Annotated in this window: 21 protein-coding genes; 8 read left to right on the forward strand and 13 right to left on the reverse strand. The window is 44.9% G+C overall.

Translation table 11 applies throughout. The annotated features are described in order from the left end of the window. Window positions 1–82: 82 nt before the first annotated feature. Window positions 83–979, reverse strand: coding sequence for an NAD(P)/FAD-dependent oxidoreductase (locus DKT73_RS04090; RefSeq protein ID WP_111637313.1), 897 nt, complete (start codon window positions 977–979; stop codon window positions 83–85). A gap of 112 nt (window positions 980–1,091) precedes the next feature. Between DKT73_RS04090 and DKT73_RS04095 the strand changes: the two genes are divergently transcribed. The 3 genes from DKT73_RS04095 to DKT73_RS04105 all read left to right on the forward strand — a co-directional run bounded on the left by DKT73_RS04095 (window position 1,092) and on the right by DKT73_RS04105 (window position 3,596). Then, a complete protein-coding gene (locus DKT73_RS04095) occupies window positions 1,092–1,562 on the forward strand; it encodes an Rrf2 family transcriptional regulator (RefSeq protein ID WP_232827778.1) in 471 nt (156 codons plus the stop codon). Window positions 1,563–1,719: 157 nt separating this feature from the next. Beyond that, window positions 1,720–2,511 (forward strand): DODA-type extradiol aromatic ring-opening family dioxygenase, encoded by a 792-nt coding sequence (locus DKT73_RS04100; RefSeq protein ID WP_111637315.1) that lies wholly within the window; start codon window positions 1,720–1,722, stop codon window positions 2,509–2,511. 248 nt (window positions 2,512–2,759) lie between these two features. Then, window positions 2,760–3,596, forward strand: a complete 837-nt coding sequence (locus tag DKT73_RS04105; protein WP_157959148.1) for an alpha/beta fold hydrolase — start codon at window positions 2,760–2,762, stop codon at window positions 3,594–3,596. 28 nt (window positions 3,597–3,624) lie between these two features. Here the strand turns inward: DKT73_RS04105 and DKT73_RS04110 are convergent, their stop codons facing one another. The 3 genes from DKT73_RS04110 to DKT73_RS04120 form a co-directional block, all read right to left on the reverse strand. After that, on the reverse strand, window positions 3,625–3,963 hold the full coding sequence (locus tag DKT73_RS04110; RefSeq protein WP_157959149.1) for a hypothetical protein: 339 nt from the start codon (window positions 3,961–3,963) through the stop codon (window positions 3,625–3,627). A 64-nt stretch (window positions 3,964–4,027) separates the two neighbouring features. Then, window positions 4,028–4,912 (reverse strand): phytanoyl-CoA dioxygenase family protein, encoded by an 885-nt coding sequence (locus tag DKT73_RS04115; RefSeq protein ID WP_111637318.1) that lies wholly within the window; start codon window positions 4,910–4,912, stop codon window positions 4,028–4,030. A gap of 179 nt (window positions 4,913–5,091) precedes the next feature. Then, entirely contained in the window at window positions 5,092–8,223 is a 3,132-nt protein-coding gene (locus DKT73_RS04120) for a tetratricopeptide repeat protein (RefSeq protein ID WP_111637319.1), read from the reverse strand. A 167-nt stretch (window positions 8,224–8,390) separates the two neighbouring features. Between DKT73_RS04120 and DKT73_RS04125 the strand changes: the two genes are divergently transcribed. Further along, on the forward strand, window positions 8,391–9,767 hold the full coding sequence (locus tag DKT73_RS04125) for a Fic family protein (protein WP_111637320.1): 1,377 nt from the start codon (window positions 8,391–8,393) through the stop codon (window positions 9,765–9,767). A gap of 76 nt (window positions 9,768–9,843) precedes the next feature. Here the strand turns inward: DKT73_RS04125 and DKT73_RS04130 are convergent, their stop codons facing one another. Next, window positions 9,844–10,497 (reverse strand): glutathione S-transferase family protein, encoded by a 654-nt coding sequence (locus DKT73_RS04130; RefSeq protein WP_111637321.1) that lies wholly within the window; start codon window positions 10,495–10,497, stop codon window positions 9,844–9,846. A gap of 121 nt (window positions 10,498–10,618) precedes the next feature. Between DKT73_RS04130 and DKT73_RS04135 the strand changes: the two genes are divergently transcribed. The 3 genes from DKT73_RS04135 (at window position 10,619) to DKT73_RS04145 (ending at window position 12,155) form a co-directional block, all read left to right on the forward strand. Beyond that, entirely contained in the window at window positions 10,619–11,479 is an 861-nt protein-coding gene (locus tag DKT73_RS04135; protein WP_111637322.1) for a LysR family transcriptional regulator, read from the forward strand. A gap of 148 nt (window positions 11,480–11,627) precedes the next feature. After that, complete coding sequence (locus DKT73_RS04140; RefSeq protein ID WP_111637323.1) at window positions 11,628–11,810, forward strand: hypothetical protein; 183 nt, start codon at window positions 11,628–11,630, stop codon at window positions 11,808–11,810. Between the two features lie 162 nt (window positions 11,811–11,972). Beyond that, the gene (locus DKT73_RS04145) at window positions 11,973–12,155 is read left to right on the forward strand and encodes a hypothetical protein (protein ID WP_111637324.1); all 183 of its coding nucleotides are present in this window, start codon (window positions 11,973–11,975) and stop codon (window positions 12,153–12,155) included. Between the two features lie 125 nt (window positions 12,156–12,280). On the opposite strand, the gene DKT73_RS04150 is transcribed toward DKT73_RS04145, so the two are convergent. From DKT73_RS04150 to DKT73_RS04175, 6 genes are all read right to left on the reverse strand, one after another. After that, complete coding sequence (locus DKT73_RS04150; protein ID WP_111637325.1) at window positions 12,281–14,005, reverse strand: ABC transporter substrate-binding protein; 1,725 nt, start codon at window positions 14,003–14,005, stop codon at window positions 12,281–12,283. 95 nt (window positions 14,006–14,100) lie between these two features. Next, window positions 14,101–14,373: a DUF2160 domain-containing protein gene (locus DKT73_RS04155; protein WP_111607406.1), complete on the reverse strand. Its 273-nt coding sequence runs from the start codon at window positions 14,371–14,373 to the stop codon at window positions 14,101–14,103. A gap of 11 nt (window positions 14,374–14,384) precedes the next feature. Then, window positions 14,385–15,281 carry a carbohydrate ABC transporter permease gene (locus DKT73_RS04160; RefSeq protein WP_232827779.1) on the reverse strand — a complete coding sequence of 299 codons (897 nt, stop codon included), beginning with the start codon at window positions 15,279–15,281 and terminating at the stop codon, window positions 14,385–14,387. Window positions 15,282–15,290: 9 nt separating this feature from the next. Then, the gene (locus tag DKT73_RS04165; protein ID WP_111607405.1) at window positions 15,291–16,160 is read right to left on the reverse strand and encodes a carbohydrate ABC transporter permease; all 870 of its coding nucleotides are present in this window, start codon (window positions 16,158–16,160) and stop codon (window positions 15,291–15,293) included. Next, entirely contained in the window at window positions 16,150–17,304 is a 1,155-nt protein-coding gene (locus tag DKT73_RS04170; protein ID WP_111637326.1) for an ABC transporter ATP-binding protein, read from the reverse strand. The genes DKT73_RS04165 and DKT73_RS04170 overlap by 11 nt, the downstream gene beginning before the upstream one ends. A 2-nt stretch (window positions 17,305–17,306) precedes the next feature. Then, complete coding sequence (locus DKT73_RS04175; RefSeq protein ID WP_111637327.1) at window positions 17,307–18,395, reverse strand: ABC transporter ATP-binding protein; 1,089 nt, start codon at window positions 18,393–18,395, stop codon at window positions 17,307–17,309. Window positions 18,396–18,699: 304 nt separating this feature from the next. On the opposite strand from DKT73_RS04175, the gene DKT73_RS04180 reads away from it, so the two are divergent. After that, window positions 18,700–20,703, forward strand: a complete 2,004-nt coding sequence (locus tag DKT73_RS04180; RefSeq protein WP_332871633.1) for a sigma-54-dependent Fis family transcriptional regulator — start codon at window positions 18,700–18,702, stop codon at window positions 20,701–20,703. 53 nt (window positions 20,704–20,756) lie between these two features. Here DKT73_RS04180 and DKT73_RS04185 read toward each other — a convergent pair whose 3' ends face one another. Beyond that, the gene (locus tag DKT73_RS04185) at window positions 20,757–21,158 is read right to left on the reverse strand and encodes a RidA family protein (RefSeq protein WP_111637328.1); all 402 of its coding nucleotides are present in this window, start codon (window positions 21,156–21,158) and stop codon (window positions 20,757–20,759) included. A 99-nt stretch (window positions 21,159–21,257) separates the two neighbouring features. Next, a complete protein-coding gene (locus DKT73_RS04190; RefSeq protein ID WP_111637329.1) occupies window positions 21,258–22,145 on the reverse strand; it encodes a LysR family transcriptional regulator in 888 nt (295 codons plus the stop codon). Window positions 22,146–22,195: the final 50 nt, after the last annotated feature.

A 22,195-nucleotide genomic window follows, 5' to 3' on the forward strand; every position in this document is an offset into this window, starting at 1 on the left:
ATTACACGAGATTTTCACATAAATAAGCAAAAATAAGAGGTGTTAGACAACAGCCCATCACCTCCAGTGTAGAAAATTGTGTTTACCCTCGCATTAATGCTTGATGAGCGCCCACGCCCGCCATGACACCAGAAGCCGAGGCTAATGTGGCATTTTGCATTGGGTTGGAAATATCACCAGCGGCAAACACGCCCTCCACAGACGTCTGTTTTAAGGCATCGGTTTTAATAACCAGACCAAGAGGCCCGTCTTCAAATTCACATCCAAGTTGTTCGGCAAAGGGGCTTGCCATATGGGTCTTAGGTGCAACAAATATCGCTGCAATACGAATCGTACGGCCATCAGCAAGGTAAACAGAAGCAATTTCCGGCGTTCGTCCCAGTATTTCTAATACTGGAGTGCTTTCAATGGTAACGCCCCGTTTCAGTAAAAACGCACGTTGCTCTTCATCGGGTTCGTATAGACCTTGGGTAAAGTAAGTGGTTGGGCCCCAATCCGGAATCATTCCAGCCTGATGGGTAGATAGCGGACTGGTTGCTATAACACCGAGTGGCTGATTTCGTACTTCATAACCATGGCAATAAGGGCAGTGGATAACGGTTGCCCCCCAGCGTTCTTTTAGACCTGGGATATTGGGAATCTCATCTCTTAATCCTGTCGCTAAAATGAGCTTCTTACTGGTCAATATTCTTTTGTCTGCGAGCGTAATGCTGAACCCTTCAGTGTGCTTTTCAACGCTAATCGCCTTGCCTTTCACAATACTGGCGGTTGGGTATTTTAGGAGCTGGCGATAAGCCTCTTGCTGAATGGCAACAGGCGACACGCCATCCAAGCCGAAAAATCCATGAGATTCATCCGCGAAGCGATTTCTGGGTTCACCAGCGTCGATGACAGTGACGGTTCTTTGTCCTCTTACGAGCTGCATGGCAGCGGAAAGCCCAGCAAAGCTTCCACCAATTACGATAACGTCGAGTTGCATTGGTTCTTCCTCATTTTTATCAAGAATCGATATTTATGAAACATCATAAGTTACATGAAATATCGATGTCAACTCACGATACTTTTAATGTTTCATGATAAACTGAGTTAGAATGCAAAGATCGTTATTCACCATGAGATTGCTGATGAGAAAAGACAGCCGTTTATCCCGCATGTTGCACGTACTGATTCACATGAATCAGCTGGATGCGCCTGCCACTTCCGAAAAAATTGCCAGTATGCTCAATACCAACCCTGTTGTAGTGCGTCGAACCATGGCGGGTTTGCGAGATAAGGGTTACGTCACCTCCGTTAAAGGCCACGGCGGTGGTTGGTCATTGGCAACACCCTTATCCAACATTACCTTGCTGGATATTCATAGTGCGTTGGGTGAAAGCTCGGTGTTTACCATTGGTCTGTCTGATGAGCATACGTCATGCCCAATTGAAATCGCCGTTAACCAAGCCATTAGTGATGTCTTAATCGAAGCGGAAGCCTTATTACTAGAACGTTTTAGGAACGTCACATTGGATGTGTTAGCCGTTGGTTTTGCGGATTATCCGCTTAATCAAAAAGAAATATAAATGGCTCTTTCTATTAGATTGTTGATCAAAATGAAATGATGGGTTAACTGGTTGCGTGTTGATCAAGTTGAGTCATGGGCCTAGACTGCTGTCATCAAATTAGCGAATTTAGCCACTTGCTAGATTGCTGATTCTTCCAGTTTAGAGGTGAACCAGTATGTTACCCACTTATTTTATTTCCCACGGCGGCGGCCCTTGGCCTTATATCGCTGACATGCGCGCCATGTTTTCCAACCTTGAAGCGTCTTTGGTTCGAATGACACAAGAATTGCCTGAAAAGCCAAAAGCGATTTTGATGATCTCTGGTCACTGGGAGCGCAAAACCTTTGGTGTGCAGTCTAACCCAGCGCCTGGAATGGAATACGATTATTACGGTTTTCCCGCGCATACTTATGAGGTGAAATACCAAGCCCCTGGCTCGCCAGAGGTGGCCAATCGCATCGCTGAACTTATTAAAGGCGCAGGCTTTCCGGTGGATCTGGATGATAAAAAAGGTTTCGACCACGGTGCGTTCGCGCCAATGGCCGTGATGTATCCAGAAGCAGACATGCCGATGGTCCAGCTGTCACTTAAATCGAACCTAAATCCAGAAGAACATATGGCGTTAGGCCGTGCATTGGCGCCATTACGTGAAGAAGGCATATTGATCGTCGGCAGTGGCTTGAGCTTCCATAACCTTGGATTAAGAGGCCCACAAGCCATCAAGCCTTCGAATGGCTTTGACGCTTGGTTACAAGAAATATTATTGGAATCAGCACCCGCAGAACGCAGCGCTGGCATAGTGGAATGGGACAAAGCACCTTATGCTCGTATTGCTCACCCAAGAGAAGATCATTTGATTCCGCTTATGGTGGCTCTTGGTGCTGCTGAAAGCGGCAAAGCGACTTGTGTGTATCACGATGAAGGGCTTTTTGGTGGCTGGACCGCTTCAAGTTTTCGGTTTGATTGACTGGATCTGATCGTTGTTTGTGATTGTTTAAATGATAAGAAATCTACCTTCCTTGTTTTTCTGTTTTATCATTTGATGAGAAAATAAAGAAACTTAAACGCCAAAAAAGCCAGTGTAAAAACTGGTTTTTTTGTTTTCTAATCAAATAGTTAAACTTTTCAAATCAGTAGTCTAACGTCCATCATTAAAGATGGCATGTGCCTTGCTATTTAGCCAAATAAATATAAAAACAATGAGAGGGCGCTATTTTGGAAGATTTATACATATCGATTAAAGGCTATACGATTCGTTATCGAGATACTGGCGGCGCCAAGCCTGTTTTGTTACTGACTCATGGTATTGGCTCCTCGCTAGAAACCTGGGAAGCACAAGCGGATGCTTTAGCAAACCATCTGAGAGTCATCAGCTGGGATTTACCCGGTCATGGTCTGTCAGACATATCTGAAGGTGCTTTTGGCATAGAGAAATACGCGCGTTTTGCATGGTATTTTTTGGATGCATTGAATATTGAACAGGTTTCCGTAGGTGGAAACTCTATGGGCGGTGGGATCAGTGTTCACATGATGGGGCTTCATCCAGAGCGAGTCCCTAAAGTCGTGTTATTAAATGCAGCAGGGCTTGGCAAAGACTCTCCACTTCCATTTCGTTTGATGTCGTTGCCTATTTTAGGGGACTTGATGTCAAAGCCCGGAAAGATGGCCATTGATAATCAGATCAAAGCCATTTTTTACCATCAAGAAGAGGTGACTGACAAATCAAAAGCCATTATTGCTCGAAATGTTATGCGAGAAGGGGCACAAGCGGCCTTTGTTGCGACACTGAAAGAAATAACGACGATATTCGGTCAGCGAAAAAGTCTCTATAGCAAAACGCTCGCTATTTTATCGGCAACGAAAACCCCCGTCTTATTTATTCATGGCAGGCACGATGCCGTGATACCACTGGCGCATTCACAACGTGCTCAAGCCATGACGCCGGCTTTTAAACTGATTATTTTAGAAGATTGTGGTCATACGCCACAAATTGAAAAGCCAGTGGAAGTGAATAAACGGCTAAAGGAGTTTCTCCTCGAACAGGAGGCATAATTTTTAACCCGTAAGCTTCTATGATTGGCTAACTGTTCTTGGTTTTTTTGGTCGTATATTTCTTGGTGGCTCTGGATCGAAAACCTGATCTAGCGCCAACTTGTTTGATACGACCTTTCATCTCAAGCATGGCTATTTTGATCTTTTTGTTCGAAGCCGCCAGTGCCTTTAACTGCTCGATTTCTTTTAATGCCTCGGCAAACTGTTTTTTGGCCAGCAATATTTCAACCACTCTGTGCATATTCGCAACGACTTCCGTGTGATCAGTAGAGAAGTTAGACAAGCTGATTTCAAACGCGTTTCTCGCATTGTCTAATGTCTCATCGGGTTGATCTGCTTGTTCGTCGTTGCGTGTCATTGTTGTCATGAAAGCCTTGGGAAGAATAGAATGAATGCTGTATTTTACGGGAAATCATAGCGTTTGCGGTAGGTTATAATTGGCGTCTAAAGTCGAGTCGCAATACTTGTCTAGGAAGGCCAGAAACATTGGCCGAAAACGTGTGCAGACAGCGCGGATCAAATACGATGATATCGCCTGCGGCACCGGTTAAGGTGACAACCTTTTGTTCGATGCCATGCAGCGAATTGCCTTCCTCGATGAACCGTTGAATTCTCTGATCAGGGGAACCTTCTTTAACCAGCGCTTGGAACCAAGGATCCTCTTGAACAAGGGGTTCTAATACCTGATCCATGGGCAATAGGGTGACCTCTTTCGGATTCTCAAACAACCCACTGTTCACCGATTCAAAAGCGTTTATTAAGGCTTCGTTATTCGATGTGCCGAGCGTTTTGGCAAGACGCTCCGCTCGTCGGTGTGAGCCAGATACGACCGTTGTTGGCCCCATATCGGCAGTGACATCATCAAGAAATACAAAAACAAACAGGCTCCAAGGCTCTGCGTCTCCCACCACACAGGGTTCATCGCAGTGCCAAGATTTATGAGGCACATTCCAAACCGACTCTGAGCCTGGAAAGCTTAACAAAGAATACCAAAGGTCTAGCGGTTGCCAAGCGTGAGCACCAAATACCTGATTAATCGCCGATTGTATTACGCTCTCTATTTCATCTAATTTCCCTGACGCTTTGAGCTCTCGCATAATCGACCCCATCGCGTTCAGCCGTTTGGCACCAGCGTCTCCGACAGGGTTGTGAGCATTGGAAAACCATGTGCTAGGTTCATCAAGATGAATGCCAAATTTGTGGCTCACTTCCTGCCAAAGATGGCTTTGTACATCGGCAACCATTTCAACATCAATGACATTGGCAAGCTTAAGGACTCCTTTGTTCTGGAAATCTTCATGGTTAGAGAATGTCATCGAATTGGTTTCCCGTTCAGCATTAGCGTTTTAATTTAGGCCCATCTTATCATTGTGTTCTTTGGTAGGAAGGCCTTTTGTATAGTCTGAGTGTTCATAACCTTGGGGTTAAGAGACCCACAAGTCATTAAACCGTCTACTGAGTTCGATGCTTGAACAATGTCTAGTTTCCGCTTTGATTAACGCCGTTTTGGTTTGTGTTTATTGTTTTTTTTAGTTGGGCTATTGAATTTATAGCCAGAGTTCTTGCCTGTTTGTTTGATATGGCTTTGTAGTTCTAGCATTTCGATTTTAACTTTTCGGCTCGTACTCGCCAGCGGTTTTAATGCATCCAATTCAGCCAAGGCACGTCCAAATTGCTTTTGCGCCAGCAAGGTATTTACTATTCCCCACATAGCATTAAGTAAATCGGAGGGGTTAGTTGTATAGAGCCATAAATATATTTCGAACGCTTTTCTGCCATGAGTTAAGGCATCAGGGTAAAGGCCTAACTTTCGATAGGTTATCGCTATATTACTTTGGCTTGGAGCGACATCTGGGTGATTTTCGTCGAACAGTTCAAGCCGTAAACGTAGGGCTATTTTTTCGTTTTCTAATGCTTTGTCATGTAACCCTAGCTCACCGTAGGTGCTACCAATGTTACCATAGCTTGTGGCGACATGTGGGTGGCTTTCGCCGAGCAGTGTTAGGAGTAAACCTAGGCTTTTTTCCTGGCTTTCCAATGCTTTTTCATGTAATCCCAGCTTACCGTAGGTTGCGCCTATATTGCCATAGCATCTGGCGACATCGGGGTGATTTTCGTCGAATAGTTCAAGTCGTAAACGTAGAGCTTTTTCTTTGTTCTCCAGAGCTTTGTCATGCAATCCTAGATGACTGTAGGAAATACCTATATTGTTGTAGCTTGTGGCGACATCTGGGTGTTTTTCCTCTGAATAGGTGAGTCGTATATCCAGTGCCGTTTGCTCATAGGTCAGTGCGTGATTTGGTTTCATTAGTCCACTATTTATTGTGCCTAAGTCGGCCAGTAAGTGGGCTTTTAATAGTTGGTTGTCTTTGTGTTCTGTTGTGTGTGTTTTTTCAAATAAGTCTAATGCTTTTAATAATAACGCTTCACTTTGTTGGTACTGACCTAGGTGCCATAATGGATAGGCTTGTAACCAGATAAGCTCGATGGCTTGCGACCACTGGTGTTTGTCAGCTAAGGCTTGCCAGTTTTCTAGATGGTCTACTTCGGCTTGATACTCTTTTAGATCTAAGAACTCATCTTTGCGTGTTTCGAACCAGTCAATTATGCGTTGGCAAACGGTTTGTCCCCATGCCTGCATATTATCTAATGGGTGCAATTTCCGTTGTATTTCTTTCAGTAAGCGGTGAACGGAATAACGAGTATGGTCTGTGATGGATAAAAGCCTTAGCTCCACCCCAAGCGCCAGTGGCTCAATTAAATCGTCTTCCGAAACGTCCAACAAGCTTGCCATCAATGACGTGCTCATGGAGGCCGTGGCGCTCCAGCTAAGTAGGCGTAAAACCTCTTCTATAAGCGGTGATTGTTCTATCTCTCGCTCTGTTAGTGTTAAGGTGCCAAACAGTCCTTTTTGGTGGTTGGTAAAACTGTCATGGTGTTTAGTGTTTAAGGCTGTGTCTAAACTGGAATGTAATAGGGTTCTGTAGTTTGCAAAGGTAACGCTTGGCAGTCGTTTCAGATAGGCGCCCGCCAGTTCAATCGCAAGTGGTAAATGGCCTAATGTTTCCACAATGTCTTGGCAAATTACCTTGTCCTCGTCTGACAGCTTAAGATTCTGGCGGTTGGCTTCTTTCAGTAAAAGTTCAATTGATTCATCTTCGCTAAGCAGAGACAAGGGTAACGCGTTAAAACCGCTGATATTGATTCGGCTGGTGATTAATAGATGTGGTGTTGCCTGTACAGTTGGTAAGTAGTCTTGAATTTGCTCTTTGCTTTCAACGTTATCAAAAATGATTAAGCAATCTGAACTGTTTTGCAGTTTCTCTCGTGCTTTTGCTAGCAGGTCTGCCGTTTCTAAATGGGGTGAAAACCATTTGGCGTTATTCGCCATGATGACTAACTGGGAAGACATGTCCTGATCCGCAGCAATCCACATAACCCCATTAGGGTATTCATCTCTATATCGATACGCGTACTCGACGGCGAGCTGTGTTTTCCCTAAACCGCCCATGCCATTAAAAGACGCCGCATGACCGATGCTAGTTTGTTGTCCTGAAACAAGTTGTGTTCTCAGTTCCTGTAAAACCTGTTCTCTACCGACGACACCTTCCCCTTTTGATCGAAAAGGCAGGTTAAAAACAAAATTGTTTATATCAAAATCAGGTTTGGTGTTTGGTGCTGGCGAAGTGGTTGTCGGTAAAGAGCTTGTCACGGCAGGTTCTGACTGTTCGTTCTGATTCTCTCGTTCAGCATCGCTGGCCAGCTCGTTTAATAAAGCAGGCAAATCCTTATGGTTTTCATAGGTGACAGAAGTTAAAGGCAATCCAAGCTTTTCTATGTCGGTTTTCTGACTTTCTTTGATTAATATAAAATGATCATGAGTATTGCCATCAAAAAGCTCACTGATGGACTGTAGCTCTTTAGAAAAGACTTTATCACTAAAACTGAAACCTATAAAAAGTAGCTGGCGAGTTGCTAAGTAGGTTTTTAATGTCGCTTGCGCTGTTTTGTATTTCGCCTTATCTGCATCTTCACTGTATAAGTGGCTGTAACCATCGGGTGTGAGGATAAGCTGGTTTGCATTGCTAATGCGACCATGCAAATGCCAAACAGTCGGTTTAGTGAGTTGCGTAGATAATGAAATTGCTTGTTCATGAGCTGCTTCAATATCCCAGTGGTTTAGGTCTGCCAACATTGGGCAAGCCCAATCTAATACTTTGTCATAGTTGGTAGTAATAATAAGCAAACTGTTTAATCGCCAGATGGACTTTGCGAGTTCTAAGCTTGATTGTTCGCATTGATCTTTGTTCAATCCTATTTGTTGTGTGAGATAGGCATTCCATTTTTGATTTTTAAGTGTCTGCTTAGCTAATTTGGCGGCGTCCAAATAGCTATTGTCATCACCATGATCAAGGTGCGCTTCAATCAACGTCGCTGCTGAGTCTTTGAGTCCTTGTTTTCTAATTTCTTCTGCGCTGTTAAGTAATAATGTCTTCCAGCTAGGAAAAAGAGGTTCTTGGGAGCCAGCCTTTTTGACAGACATGGAAACCCCCGCCCCAACAAACGGAATTAATTGACCACTTTTAAGTGCTTCTGTTAGTCCTTTGGGGAGTGTGAATTTCGTCATGAAAACCTTGAAAGTAGAGAAATGAGTCAAGGTTTGATTTTACTGGGAAATCACCATGCATTGCTACTTCATAAAAATGATACCTTATCTCAAAATAGTGTTTTTTTGAGACAGATATTCTTTTCTTTGCTATCTTTATCTCAATTATTCTTGTTTTTGAGATAGCTATGATTATTTCACCGCCTAAAGACTTAATAGAAAACCCAATAGAGTTCATTTCTAAGCAATCAAATTACTCTTTTGGTGAGTATATTAGCTATAGGACCCCAGTGGACTCTAAGGGGCGATATTTCCATTTTGATGAGATCAAGCATCGGTTACCTAAGAAATTAGATACACTGTTAGTTTGGTCGTTGATGAAAGAAGCCAGAAGCAATCAAAGACAAACGGCCTTTTTTGATGGAAGTGTGGTTGTTCCTAGTTTATATCTCACACCAACCATCCAAAAAGCCATTAGTGAGACGGATCGAAATACAACAACCGCCGCATTGGAGTGGATGTGTAACAAGATAGGTGAGCAGAAGCATCTAGACTATTTATTGAATGACCTGATTGAAGACGAAGCCATTAGCAGCAGTCAGCTAGAAGGGGCAGCCACCACAACGAAAGTCGCAAAAGATATGCTGAAACGGGCGAGAAAGCCCAGAAGCCTTGATGAAAAAATGATTCTTGGTAATTTCAGAATGATGAAGTTTGCGTGGGAGCACAGAAACAAAGCTCTTTCGGTTGAATTTATCGAGGAACTTCACCAGATCGGTGTGGAAGGCATTGAAGATGATAAATACAAACCGGGTGTGATTCGAACAACTGATGATGTGGTGGTAGAGAACAATGATGGTGAAGTCGTCCATACGCCACCCAAAGCCGAATCCTTAAGTAGTCGACTTGATAGGTTAGTAGAGTGGGTAAATCAGTCACATCATGATGCGGAAAGTTCGGGTTATATCCATCCTCTGGTGAAGGCTATCACGCTACATTTCCGAATTGGCTACGAACACCCTTTCCATGATGGCAATGGTCGTGTCGCTAGGGCGCTGTTTTATTGGTACATGTTTAAAAACGAGTTTGCAGCGTTTCGTTATATTGCGATCAGCTTGTTATTGAAAGAAGCCCCTGTGCAATACGGTAAAAGCTATCTTTATACCGAAACAGATGACATGGATTTAACCTACTTTGTTGACCATCAGTGTCGAATTATCATTCGGGCTATCAACAAATTTAAAGCTTCCTACAAGGAGTCAGTAGAGCAAACCGAAGTGTTTAACAAGTGGCTGTGGGATTCTGGTTTGTATCGTCAGTTGACCGATAAGCAGCAGACAGTTTTTCAAGTGGCGAAAAGTGAGAAAGCCGTTTCTTTTACCATCAACAATGTGAAAGATAACTTGGGTTGTTCCTACAACACCGCCGCGACCGTATTGAATGGATTGGTTGAATTGAAGTTATTTAAAAAAGTGAAAGACGGCCGTGAATGGGTGTACAAAATGATTGACCAGAAAGAATTGGTAAAATCATGGCAGGCTGATACGAAACAATTTAAAGATTAATTGGCCTTTTGATACATAAAAAAACGAAAGTCATCATTGGCTTTCGTTTTTTATTGGATGATGAATTACCAAGAAATTAAAGGACTTCGCCTGCCTCACCTGCAGCGACGACTTCTGTTTCAGCTACAGAGTCTGCTAACCATGCTTGCATGTCTGGGCGTGCGAGCATGGTTTTGTGGTAGGCGCTGGCGGCGTCCGAAAGTTGGATGCCGTAGGTGGCAAAGCGGAAGACAACGGGCGCAAAAAAGACATCGGCTAAGCTGAATTCACCAAATAAGTAGTCGCCATTTTGGGCGTGTTTAGTGCGTAAATCAGACCAGAGAGCATCTAGGGTTGCGACTTCCTTTTTTGCCTTGTCGCTTAGTTCTACACGGCGCTTCGCACGGCAATTCATCGGCATTTCGTTGCGAATTCCAAAGAGTCCAGAGTGCATATCAGCCACAATTGAGCGTGCCACGGCGCGGTGGTTTTTGTCCCCAGGCCAGCCTTTTCCATCCAAATAGGTTTCATTGATGTATTCGCAAATAGCAAGAGAATCCCACACGTTTAAATCACCATCCACCAATACGGGTACTTTGCTGACGGGAGTGTATTTGGCTAGCTCAATGCGGAATTCGTCGCTAAACAGGCTGAGTTTTATTTCTTCAAACGGAATGTTGAAGGCTTTTAACGCCAACCAACCCCGTAAAGACCAAGATGAGTAATTTTTATTGCCGATGATCAGTTTCATTTTGCAAGGTTCCTTTTTGATGTCTCTACTGGCTAAGAAATGCATTATTGCTGCTTGTTTTTCTGACGACTAACGAATAGTTTTGATGTTTCCTATTCCAAACCTTGATAGATGATTTTTCATGGACATTGATTCACTCCGTAGCTTTATTGCTTTTGTTGATACTGGCAGCTTTACCCGAGCGGCAAAACAGACGTTTCGTACACAAAGTGCCATTAGTATGCAGATGAAAAAGTTGGAAGAAGAAACCGGTCATGCTCTGTTTGTGAAAGAAGGCCGTAACCTTGGCTTGACGGAACAAGGTCAGCATTTGGTGAGTTATGCCAGAAGGCTGGTTTCTTTACATGATGAAGCGTTAGGGCATTTTTCGACTCATCTTCAACATCCACCTTTGACCATTGGCTGTCCTGATGATTATGCCGAGTCCATATTGCCTTCCATTGTGGCCTTGGTTCGTGAGACTTTACCGCAGCAGAGCATTCGAGTCGTTTGTGATTGCAGTACGCAACTGCGCTTGATGCTGGACCAAGGAAAAATAGATGTCGCCATTTTGACCCGTGCACCAGACGCCGAAGAAGGTTATCTGCTAAAACACGATTCTGGTGTGTGGGTGAAGGGTGACAATCTGCAAACAGATGAACCAATAGAAAAGCAAAATCCCTTGTCTTTGGTGTTGTATGAACCTGATTGCAAGTTTCACAGCACAGCCATTGATGGACTAGAAAAACAGGGGCGAGAATATCGATTGATGTGCAGTAGTTCCAGTGCAACGGCGATTAAAGGTTTGCTGCGCAAAGGTCAAGGTATCAGTGCGATGGCGCGATCTAGTGTTTCCTATGGTCTTGGTATTATCGAAGACTCTACTCTTCCTGCGTTACCCTCTGTCGATATCGTGCTCGCTGTTGCGCCTATTCCTCACCCTATGTTTGCGTCTCATTTAGCGGCAGAGATTAGTCAGCGCTTTTTCGGACAAAATCATTAACGTCGGGTTCAATGGAGGATGGTCTCGAAAAGGAAAAGTCAGTGATCTTTGCATAACGAAAATCTTAGTCATGATGGTGTAAAGCTGCACACTGGTGTGAAAGAGGGTTTGCTATGCTGCCTCAACGTTAAAAATTGAGGAAACAAAGATGCGAACAGCTTTGCTTATTATGGCTTTTAGCCTTGTGTCGTTAACGGGCTGTGAAATAAATCGAGTTGGCGGAAAGTTGGCGGGTTTTGATATCGAAGCGAAAAGTGATGCGGGGCAAAAAGAGAGTGGTCAATCCGGTAAATTTTGTCCACCTGGGCAAGCGAAAAAAGGCAGCTGCTAGATTTCGGGCTATTTTTGCTCTGTTACATTGATAATGATTATTATCCTTGTAGATTTCTGTAAATACTTCAATTTTTTACATAACTTTTCTCATTTATGACAGAGTAAATAGAAAAAGTTGTCTATGGTTAGAAGTCACCATGCATCTACGGAGAGAACCCGCATGAACAGAAAAGATGACCGTATACAACATTTGGTTAGTTTGCTTGAAAACTTAGAAAAAGTATCACTGCAGGATATTGCGCAAATACCCCCTTCGCAGCAGCATATACTGGCTGAAAAAATCGAAAGCCTACAGGATGAGCTAAAAGCCTTGATGACAGACGATGAACCCATGACGCATTGATTTTTTTTTAGTCTACCTGATCCATTACTCCAAATCCTATTGACTGCTCGCCCTTTACCAAGCAAAAAAAGACCGGCCTAGGCCGGTCAAAGGTTCAGAGTGCTGTGGACAATAACGAAAAGATCTTATTCCCAAGAACGAAGTAGGTCGTCGTAAGAGACCGTTACGCCCTGTGGTTTTTCGTTAGCCAATTTGGGTTTTGGAGAGCCTGGCTGTGCTAACCAGTAAGCTTCGTCACGTGGTTGGTTCATTTTTGGACCACAGATTGGCTGTACATTAGCGCGTTCTAGACGTTCCATGACTTTGTCTTGCGCTTCTGCAAGGCCGTTAAGCGCTTCTTGTGGTGTGGCTTCTCCGCTTGCCGCTTGAGAAATATACTGCCACCAAAGTTGTGCTAGCTTAGGATAATCTGGCACGTTAATCCCGGTTGGAGACCATTGTTTGCGTGCTGGTCCTTTGTAGAATTCCACCAAACCACCTAGTTTAGGTGCTGCAGCCGCCATTTCAGGAGAGTTGATATCCGACTCACGAATCGGCGTTAGACCGACCAAGGTTTTCTTCAAAGAAACGGTTTTAGCTGTAGTGAATTGAGCGTACAACCACGCGGCTAGACGACGGTCTTCTGGTGTTGAGTTCATGAAAGTCCAAGCCCCCACGTCTTGATAACCTTTTTTCATGCCTTCTTCCCAGTAAGGTCCTACCGGAGAAGGTGCCATGCGCCATTTTGGCGTGCCATCTTCATTCACAACTGGCAGACCTGGTGACGTCATGTCAGCGGTAAAGGCTGTGTACCAGAAGATTTGTTGTGCAACACCCCCTTGTGCTGGTACTGGGCCAGATTCAGAGAAGGTCATACCTTGTGCTTCTGGTGGCGCGTACTTACGTAACCATTCAACGTATTTGGTTGTTGCATATACCGCCGCTGGGCCGTTGGTTGCACCACCACGAGAGACGCTAGAACCGACTGGTGAACAGGCGTCTTTGATGCGAATGCCCCATTCATCTACAGGTAAACCGTTTGGCGTGCCTTTGTCGCCAGCACCTGCCATAGAGAACCACGCATCCGTGAAACGCCAGCCTAAAGAAGGGTCTTTTTTGCCGTAGTCCATATGACCATAAACACGAGTACCATCGATGTTTTGTACTTTATCGGTGAAGAACTCAGCAATGTCTTCATAAGCGGACCAGTTCACTGGCACACCTAGCTCATAGCCGTAGATAGATTTGAATTTTTCTTTCAAATCAGGGCGAGCAAACCAATCCGCACGGAACCAATAAAGGTTGGCAAACTGTTGCGTTGGCAACTGATAAAGTTTGCCATCTGGGCCTGTGGTGAAATCCAAGCCAATAAAGTCGGCAAGATCCAAGGTTGGTGAAGTGAAATTTTTACCATCGCCAGTCATCATGTCAGAAATGGGGACGACTTTACCGTAGCGGAAATGGGTACCGATTAAGTCTGAATCGTTGACGTAAGCATCGTAGATGTTACGGCCAGATTGCATTTGCGTTTGCAGTTTTTCGACCACATCGCCTTCTTGGATCAAGTCATGGTTGACCTTGATGCCGGTGATTTCTTGGAAGGCTTTGGCCAATACTTGCGATTCGTATTTGTGCGTTGTTAGGGTTTCAGACGCGACATTGATTTCCATACCACGAAATTTTTTCGCGGCATCGGTGAACCATTGTAATTCGTCTAACTGTTGTTGCTTACTCAGCGTCGAAACTGTGAATTCCGTGTCTACCCATTTCTTGGCAGCGTCAGAATACGCGTCGGCCCATAAGCTAGCCGAGTGCATCATAACAGCAAAGGGTAAGGCGGCGAGTGCAATTTTTTTCTTATTGTAGTGCATAATTTACCTCAACAAAGTTTGGTTTTTCTTTTTGGTTTTTGAAGCATGGCTTCCATGCCAGATAATCCATCGTTCCTATTGATTAGGGACGCTGACTAGCCCCAGCGCATTAAAATCACCATCCAAAATGCGCACAGGACGGTTGCCACCGCGATGTTCACATCCGTTAGTGCAACGAATGCGAGGTGGATAAAGGCACTGCTTAACAGGCCGATAAACAAGCGATCACCACGTGTCGTGGCCAGTGGCAAAAAACCACGGCGCTCTACACAAGGTGAGATAATTTGCCACGTGGTCATGCCGACTAAGATCACAGCAATGCCGATAAAAAATAGGGCGGTCGGTAATGTCCAAGACATCCAAGCCATAATGATTCTCCTTACACTCGACCAAGGGCAAAGCCCTTCGCCACATGGTTACGAACGAAGTAAATGACCAACATTCCCGGCAGAATAGTGAGCACACCTGCGGCGGCGAGCAATCCCCAGTCCATCCCTGATGCCGAGACGGTTCGTGTCATGATGGCCGCGATAGGTTTGGCATCGACCGAGGTTAAGGTCCGCGCTAACAAGAGCTCTACCCAAGAGAACATAAAGCAGAAGAAAGCCGTTACACCGATGCCTGAACGAATCAACGGAATGAAGATGCGCACGAAAAATTTCGGAAACGAGTAACCATCGATATAAGCGGTTTCGTCTATTTCACGAGGCACGCCGCTCATAAAGCCTTCTAGAATCCACACCGCTAATGGCACGTTGAACAAACAGTGCGCCAACGCCACGGCAATATGGGTATCAAACAAACCCACAGAGGAGTACAACTGAAAGAACGGCAACAAGAACACGGCTGGTGGCGCCATACGGTTAGAGAGCAACCAGAAAAACATATGCTTGTCGCCAATGAACTTATAGCGACTGAAGGCATAAGCGGCCGGCAAGGCCACCAGTAAGCTGATTACCATGTTCATGGAGACGTAAAAAATCGAGTTGACGTATCCCATGTACCAGGTTGGATCGCCAAAAATTTTGGCGTAGTTATCTAAGGTGAAATTCTCAGGAAAGAAAGACAAACCACTGAGGATTTCGGTATTGGTCTTGAATGACATATTTACTAACCAATAGATAGGCAGCAAGAGCAACACCACATACAGGGCTAGGCCAAAGCGTCCGCGCAAATTGGCATTGCGGAGTTTACGTTCTGCACGGCTATACACAGGCGCTTGCTCTTTCGTGGCTTTGTAAGCGTGTGCAATGGGCTTCGTTGATGGTTGAGTCATGATCTGCTCCTACTTGTCTTTTTGCATGTTCATGATGGTGGTGTAGAACACCCAACACACGAGCAAGATGATTAAGAAATACACCAGCGAGAACGCCGCCGCAGGACCAAGATCAAACTGACCTATGGCTTGCTGCACTAAGGACTGACTCAAGAAAGTCGTAGAACTGCCTGGACCACCACCGGTGAGTACAAAGGGCTCGGTGTAAATCATAAAAGAATCCATAAAACGCAATAACACACCAATAATCAGCACGTTGGTGAGCTTTGGTAGCTGGATATAGCGGAACACTGCCCAGCGAGAGGCTTGATCAATGCGTGCCGCTTGGTAATACACTTCAGGAATGGCGCGTAAGCCGGAATAACACAATAACGCTATTAAAGGTGTCCAATGCCAGACGTCCATCAAGACTACGGTTAACCAAGCGTCCGTTGGGTCAGAGGCATAGTTATAATCGACACCGATACTGCTCATAAAGGCACCGAACAAGCCGATGTCAGCACGTCCGAATATTTGCCAAATGGTGCCGACGACGTTCCATGGAATCAGCAAGGGAATGGCGACTAAAATCAAGGCCAATGACGCGCCGCGGCCTTTGGTCGGCATCATCAATGCCACGCAAATACCCAAGGGCACTTCAATCGCCAAAATGGTGAAGGAATAGAGAAATTGACGCAGCAAGGCTTCGTGCAAGCGGCTGTCTAGCATCACTTGTTTGAACCATTCTGTGCCAACAAAGTAGCGTGTATACGGGTCAAAAATATCCTGTACCGAATAATTGACTACTGTCATTAAAGGGATAATGGCAGAGAAAGCCACGATAAGGAAAACCGGTAAAACAAGAAACCATGCTTTGTTATTTTCGACTTTAATTTGCATGAGGAATCTCCTTTGTCTTGTCGTTATCAACGGTAGCGTCGGTGACTTCAACGAGGTAATCGTCTACATAGACCTTGGTCCACTGCTCTGGGAAACTCACGTAAATTTGTCCAGAAGGGACTTTTTGATCTTCGCTAAGCCGAGCTTTCATGACTTGCCCATGAAATAAGAAAGACAAAATTTTGTACGTACCTAAGTCTTCTACATAGTCCACATCAACATGGAAGGCATCGCTGTTTTTTCCCTCCCAAACATGCACAAACTCTGGCCGAATGCCCAAGGTGACTTTATTGGCGCCCATGGCTTTTAAGCGTGCCAGCATGGCATTGCTAACGGAGATTTCATGGTCACCGAACATCAGGGTTTCTTTTTCGCCTTGGCTCTTTAGCTCGGCTTCAAAAAAGTTCATGCCCGGGCTACCGATAAAATAACCAACGAAAGTGTGCGCTGGGTTTTCGAAGAGTTCTCGAGGTGTGCCGAACTGGACGATTTGCCCGTTGTACATGACGGCAATTTTGTCCGCGAAGGTTGACGCTTCTAGCTGATCGTGCGTCACATACACCATGGTGATATTGAACTGCTCATGGATCTGCTTGAGCTTACGACGCAGTTTCCATTTCAACTGAGGATCGATAACGGTAAGCGGCTCATCAAATAAGATGGCAGACACGTCGTCGCGAACCAAGCCGCGGCCCATGGACACTTTTTGTTTCTGATCCGCGGACAAGCCTTTGGCTTTGCGTTTTAATTGATCAGACAGTTCGAGAATTTCAGCCACTTCGTAGACTTTTGACTTCACCTTATATTCCGGCACGCCAATGTTACGTAGTGGGAAAGCCAAGTTGTCAAACACCGTCATGGTGTCGTACACCACAGGGAACTGGAATACCTGTGCTATGTTGCGCTCTTCTGGTTTTAGCTCATTGACGCGTTTGCCATCGAACAACACTTCGCCATTGGAGGGTTTTAGTAACCCTGAAATGATATTGAGTAGGGTGGATTTACCACAGCCGGATGGGCCCAACAGAGCAAAAGCCCCGCCTTGTTCCCACACGTGGGTCATTTCGCGAATGGCGTAGTCCTCAGGCTTGGTCGGATTGTCTGTATAAGTATGCGCTAAGGCATTTAAGGTGATTGCTGCCATGATTATTGATCCCTCATTCGTGCTGGGGAATGCACCATCTTGCCTTGGGCGTCAAAGGCATAAAGCTTGTGCGTAGGAAAGTAGACTTTAATTTCTTGATCCACTTGGTAGGCATGAACACCAGATAAATGCAGCACCAAATCAAAATGTGGATTATGGACATGCAAGAAGGTTTCAGAGCCGCTGATTTCAGCAAGATCGACGCGGACAGGCAGTTCTAAATCATCGTCTGAATGCGGCACCAAACCGATGTGCGAAGCGCGTACGCCAAATTGATAATCCCCTGGTGCTAGGCCTCGTAAGTCGCTGTTTAAGCGGAAGTGTACAGTGTCGTCAAAGGTCACTTCTTCTTCACTAACACGACCTGGCACCACATTGATGGGAGGTTCAGAAAACATTTCGGCGGTAATAATGTCTCTTGGTTGATGGTAAACCTCAGCCGTCGGTCCCATTTGTAACAAACGACCTTCGTTTAATACGGCTGTGTTGCCGCCTAACGCCAGTGCTTCATTAGGTTCTGTGGTGGCGTAAACCGCGATGCAATTACGGGCTTTGAATAAGGCGCGTAATTCTTGACGTAGCTCTTCGCGCAATTTGTAGTCGAGGTTTACCAAGGGTTCATCAAACAGAATAATTTGTGAGTCTTTTACCAAGGCTCTTGCCATCGCGGTGCGTTGTTGTTGTCCGCCAGACAGTTGCAATGGTAAGCGGTCAAGAAATGGGTCAATGCGCAACATGGCAGCGGTTTCGCGTACACGACGATCGATGTCTTTGGCGTCCATTTTTGCCAAACGCAACGGCGAGGCGATGTTTTCGTATACGGTGAGGTTGGGGTAGTTGATGAACTGTTGATACACCATGGAAATGTTGCGTTCGCGCACTGGTACACCAGTCACGTCCACCCCATTCATGAGGATCTTTCCCTTGGTTGGACGGTCAAGACCGGCCATGAGGCGCATCAGCGTGGTTTTACCAGACAGCGTACGTCCTAGCAAAACGTTGAAAGAGCCGGGTTCGAGAGACAGGTTTACCTGATCGATCCACGTCTCACCTTCAACAACGCGCGATACATTCTGCAGCGTCAGAGACATTGTGAGTACCTTTTTTTGTTATTGTTTTTTTAGTGTGAATGAATTGATGAGCGGTAAAGCTCAAAAACGAACACACCTTGATGAATAGATGAGTTACAAAAGGCGTGCCAAAAATATTTAGTATGGCATTTTTATTGTTAAGTATTTGAAATATATTAATTTTTATAGGGTTTTATACGTTTTTTAGTCATTTTCATTTTTGAAAAGAGACTGTTCACGGCTGTTCAAAGTGTTTACAGTTCTCTAAAACAGTGAACATTTCATACACAGTGTTGACGTTTGTTGCGCTGTGTTGGAGTTGCAAATGCAAGATGAAGAACAAAAACAAGAAGTAACAATGGAACAACCGCTGAGTCGTAAGCGTGACCCTTTGCAACAAGAGCAAACACACAAAGAGCGAATACAGGCCTCTTGGTACCGATGTGAGCAATTTGGCTTAGAGCACGGTAGCCGACCCGATTTTGCGACTCTGCCGAAAGGCACTTTGAGCGATTTGCTTGATCAACATCGTAGCTTGTTGGAAACGACCGAAAACGAAGTGCTACCGTATTACGAGAACATCCTTAGTAATTCAGCTTGTATGATTGTCTTGGCTGACCGACAAGGTCATGTATTGAACACATGGGGGCAGCCGCGTTTTGGGCGTGCGTCGGAGCATGGTTTGATCGGCGGTAATCAATGGAGTGAAATGGGCGCGGGCACGAATGCCATTGGTACGGCATTGATTACGGGTCAAGCGATTCAGGTGGGTCGTGATGAACATTTTTTACGCGCTAACCGTTTCATGGTGGGTTCAGCATCGCCTATCTACAACACCAAAAACGATTTGGTGGGTGTGTTGGACATTTCTTCCGACGCGTATCTCCCTCAAGATCATACCTTTGGTATGGTCAAACTTATGTCTTTGAGTGTGGAAAATCGCCTGATATTTTCGGCTTTTCAACAAGAGCATTTCATCCTCAGTTTTAATACCAATGTGGTCAGTTTAGACAGTCATTGGTCGGGTATTTTGGTACTCGATGAAAATGGCACGATTGTGTCTGCTAACCGTCGTGCGGAAGTGGTACTGGCGCAGGACTTGGCTCTGCTGAATATCAATCAAGTATTTGATATTGAAATGCGTGAGATAAAGCATCACCCCTACAGTTTGCCAATGAAACTGATCGCCATGGGGCGTTACCAGTTTTATGTCAAAGTCATTCCCCCAGTACAGCAAATTATGCGTGTGCCGGACTTTCGTCAGCGTGCAGATTATGTGGCGCCTTCTCAACCAGAAATCATTGATATGAATGAAAAAAGTCCACCGATAGAAAAATTAAAAAATGCTCCAAAACCGTTGTCTAATGCCATTCCTGACAATGTGATTCCCTTGGCTGAATTGCAACATGGCGACGAACGAGTGGAGCGCTTGGTTCGTCAAGCGCATAAGATAATGGAAAAAGACATTCCTATCTTGATTCATGGGGAGACGGGCGCAGGGAAAGAAATATTTGTACGTAGTTTGCACTATCACAGCTCTCGCGCCAAAGAGATGTTAGTCGCAGTAAACTGCGCGGCTATTCCCGCTGAACTAGTTGAGTCTGAACTTTTTGGTTATGAAAAAGGCGCTTTTACCGGCGCGCAAAATCGAGGCTCCATTGGTCTGATTCGCCGTGCTCATCATGGCACATTATTTCTTGATGAGATTGGTGAAATGCCCATGGCCGTGCAGTCGCGTTTGTTACGTGTTTTACAAGAGAGGGTGGTGACGCCGTTAGGTTCAACAGAAGCGTTTCCGGTCGATATCAAGCTGATTTCCGCCACCAACCGCACATTAAAAGATGAAGTGAAAGAAGGGCGTTTTCGCCAAGATTTGTATTACCGAATTTCCGGTTTGAACATCGAATTACCCGCGTTACGAGAGCGAGCCGACAAAGCAGAACTGATTCAATACTTACATAATCGCCTGCGCAAAGAAGAGCCCGGTCCCGCGTTATCGCCTGACATGCTTGAATTATTGGTCAGACACCCTTGGCCGGGTAACATGCGCCAGCTGGTTCATGTACTCAAAGTTGGCATGGCCATGGCTGATGAGGAAGTACTGGAAGAATGGCATTTACCGGATGACTTTTTTGACGATCTTGATGCTTCCGCGTCATTTGATGTAAAGGTGCCTGATTCCTCCTCTGAGCACGATGAGCCTCTAGAAAGACTCATTCCACGCTTATTGAGTGAATTTAAAGGCAACGTTTCGCAAACAGCCAAAACCGCTGGCGTCAGTCGTAATACGGTTTATAAATACGCGAAAGGGAAAGAAAATGATGCCTAAGCTGACAATAGCGTCCCTGTTTTAACCTAGATGGTTAAAACAGGGACGCTATACTATCGAATGATTTTTGCGACAGCTTCAATTTCAATTAAGATCTCTGGGGAAGCTAAAGAGGCAACGCCAATCCCTGTTAAGGCTGGGCGTGATGTGCCTAATGTACTTGCGATAATAGGGACGATGTCTTCCATATGGTCTGCAACCTCACCACGCACATAGACTCGTAGCTGCAAGATGTTGTCGACTGAAGAATTTGCTTCTTCTAGCACCGTGATTAAGTGTTTTGCCGCATTGGCAGTTTGTGTTTTTATGTCGTGATTATGAGTTTGATAATCGGTGTCCCAGTCGACCTGCCCTGAAATAAAAACCAATCCCGTATCGGTATCTACTGTGGCTTGTGACATGCCTGTTGCCGTACCATCATACAAGGATAGTGGGTTAATGCGTTTGATGGACATAATGACCTCTAGATAGTGTTTAAAGTGACGCTAGGGTAGAGGTGATAAGGACGTTTGGCGATAAAGCTAAGCTTGTTACTCATACAAGCTTATGTCTCTTTAATGAGTAAACTTATGTTGGATGTTATCCAGTAACCAGCGAATTAATGGGTCATGTTTTGCGCCTGGGTGATAGGCTGCTACGACTTGATAACCCGGTGGGTATTTTTCCAATGTAAGCTCAACTAGTCCATCGCACGGCAGTAGTCTCGAAGGGATGAACCCTACCATGTTTGACTGCTTTAAGGTCTCTTTCGCCATATGAAAGGACGGGGCAGATACGGCGACATGACGTGGAAATCCTTGTTGTTCAAACCAAGTATCGGCAGAGCCTATAAAGCTGCCAACGCCAGGTGAAACGATAACGAAGTCGTGTTTGATTAATTGTCCTAGCGATAAGCTATGTGTGCGTTCAATGGCTGTATTCGCTGTTACGCATGAGTATTTCTCGGTAAATAACGGCGTTGAAATCAATCCTTCGGGAGCATAGGCGCTGGTGGTAAAAACAATATCTATTGAGCCTTGATGAATTTTTTTGGTTAGATGAGCGTGTTCGATATTGGTAACGATCACTTTAACTTTTGGAGCGTACCGTCTCAGTTCTCTAATTAGCTCGGTGACGATCACTTCTTGGGTGTAGTCTGTTGCACAGATAACCAGTGTTCTTTCTACTTCCAGTGGTGAAAACGTATTTGCCAGAGGGATGTTATTTATCTGGATTAATATTTTTTCGATGTGTTGCTCAATCTCTTTGGCGTAGGATGTTGGAATCATTCCGTGGCCTGTTCTAACAAAGAGTTGATCACCAAGAATAGTTCTTATCTTTTTAAGCTGAAGACTGATAGCCTGTTGAGAAACACTGAGATGTTCTGCCGCTGCTGAAATATTGCCGAACTGATAAAGAGCGCTTAATGTTCTAAGATGATTTATTTCAAGTTTATCTATCATGCGCGTCTCGTTGGCTATTAGTGGTCTAGATGAAGCATTGATGTTATTAA

The sequence above is a fragment of the Marinomonas shanghaiensis genome (assembly GCF_003259175.1).
In the GTDB taxonomy this organism is placed as follows: Bacteria; Pseudomonadota; Gammaproteobacteria; order Pseudomonadales; family Marinomonadaceae; genus Marinomonas; species Marinomonas shanghaiensis.

Excerpts from the sequence above, each read along its gene's own strand:
- DKT73_RS04090 (WP_111637313.1), bottom strand. The coding sequence starts at position 979 with ATGCAACTCGACGTTATCGTAATTGGTGGAAGCTTTGCTGGGCTTTCC.
- DKT73_RS04095 (WP_232827778.1), top strand. The coding sequence starts at position 1,092 with ATGCAAAGATCGTTATTCACCATGAGATTGCTGATGAGAAAAGACAGC.
- DKT73_RS04100 (WP_111637315.1), top strand. The coding sequence starts at position 1,720 with ATGTTACCCACTTATTTTATTTCCCACGGCGGCGGCCCTTGGCCTTAT.
- DKT73_RS04110 (WP_157959149.1), bottom strand. The coding sequence starts at position 3,963 with ATGACAACAATGACACGCAACGACGAACAAGCAGATCAACCCGATGAG.
- DKT73_RS04115 (WP_111637318.1), bottom strand. The coding sequence starts at position 4,912 with ATGACATTCTCTAACCATGAAGATTTCCAGAACAAAGGAGTCCTTAAG.
- DKT73_RS04120 (WP_111637319.1), bottom strand. The coding sequence starts at position 8,223 with ATGACGAAATTCACACTCCCCAAAGGACTAACAGAAGCACTTAAAAGT.
- DKT73_RS04125 (WP_111637320.1), top strand. The coding sequence starts at position 8,391 with ATGATTATTTCACCGCCTAAAGACTTAATAGAAAACCCAATAGAGTTC.
- DKT73_RS04130 (WP_111637321.1), bottom strand. The coding sequence starts at position 10,497 with ATGAAACTGATCATCGGCAATAAAAATTACTCATCTTGGTCTTTACGG.
- DKT73_RS04135 (WP_111637322.1), top strand. The coding sequence starts at position 10,619 with ATGGACATTGATTCACTCCGTAGCTTTATTGCTTTTGTTGATACTGGC.
- DKT73_RS04140 (WP_111637323.1), top strand. The coding sequence starts at position 11,628 with ATGCGAACAGCTTTGCTTATTATGGCTTTTAGCCTTGTGTCGTTAACG.
- DKT73_RS04145 (WP_111637324.1), top strand. The coding sequence starts at position 11,973 with ATGAACAGAAAAGATGACCGTATACAACATTTGGTTAGTTTGCTTGAA.
- DKT73_RS04150 (WP_111637325.1), bottom strand. The coding sequence starts at position 14,005 with ATGCACTACAATAAGAAAAAAATTGCACTCGCCGCCTTACCCTTTGCT.
- DKT73_RS04155 (WP_111607406.1), bottom strand. The coding sequence starts at position 14,373 with ATGGCTTGGATGTCTTGGACATTACCGACCGCCCTATTTTTTATCGGC.
- DKT73_RS04160 (WP_232827779.1), bottom strand. The coding sequence starts at position 15,281 with ATGACTCAACCATCAACGAAGCCCATTGCACACGCTTACAAAGCCACG.
- DKT73_RS04165 (WP_111607405.1), bottom strand. The coding sequence starts at position 16,160 with ATGCAAATTAAAGTCGAAAATAACAAAGCATGGTTTCTTGTTTTACCG.
- DKT73_RS04170 (WP_111637326.1), bottom strand. The coding sequence starts at position 17,304 with ATGGCAGCAATCACCTTAAATGCCTTAGCGCATACTTATACAGACAAT.
- DKT73_RS04175 (WP_111637327.1), bottom strand. The coding sequence starts at position 18,395 with ATGTCTCTGACGCTGCAGAATGTATCGCGCGTTGTTGAAGGTGAGACG.
- DKT73_RS04180 (WP_332871633.1), top strand. The coding sequence starts at position 18,700 with ATGCAAGATGAAGAACAAAAACAAGAAGTAACAATGGAACAACCGCTG.
- DKT73_RS04185 (WP_111637328.1), bottom strand. The coding sequence starts at position 21,158 with ATGTCCATCAAACGCATTAACCCACTATCCTTGTATGATGGTACGGCA.
- DKT73_RS04190 (WP_111637329.1), bottom strand. The coding sequence starts at position 22,145 with ATGATAGATAAACTTGAAATAAATCATCTTAGAACATTAAGCGCTCTT.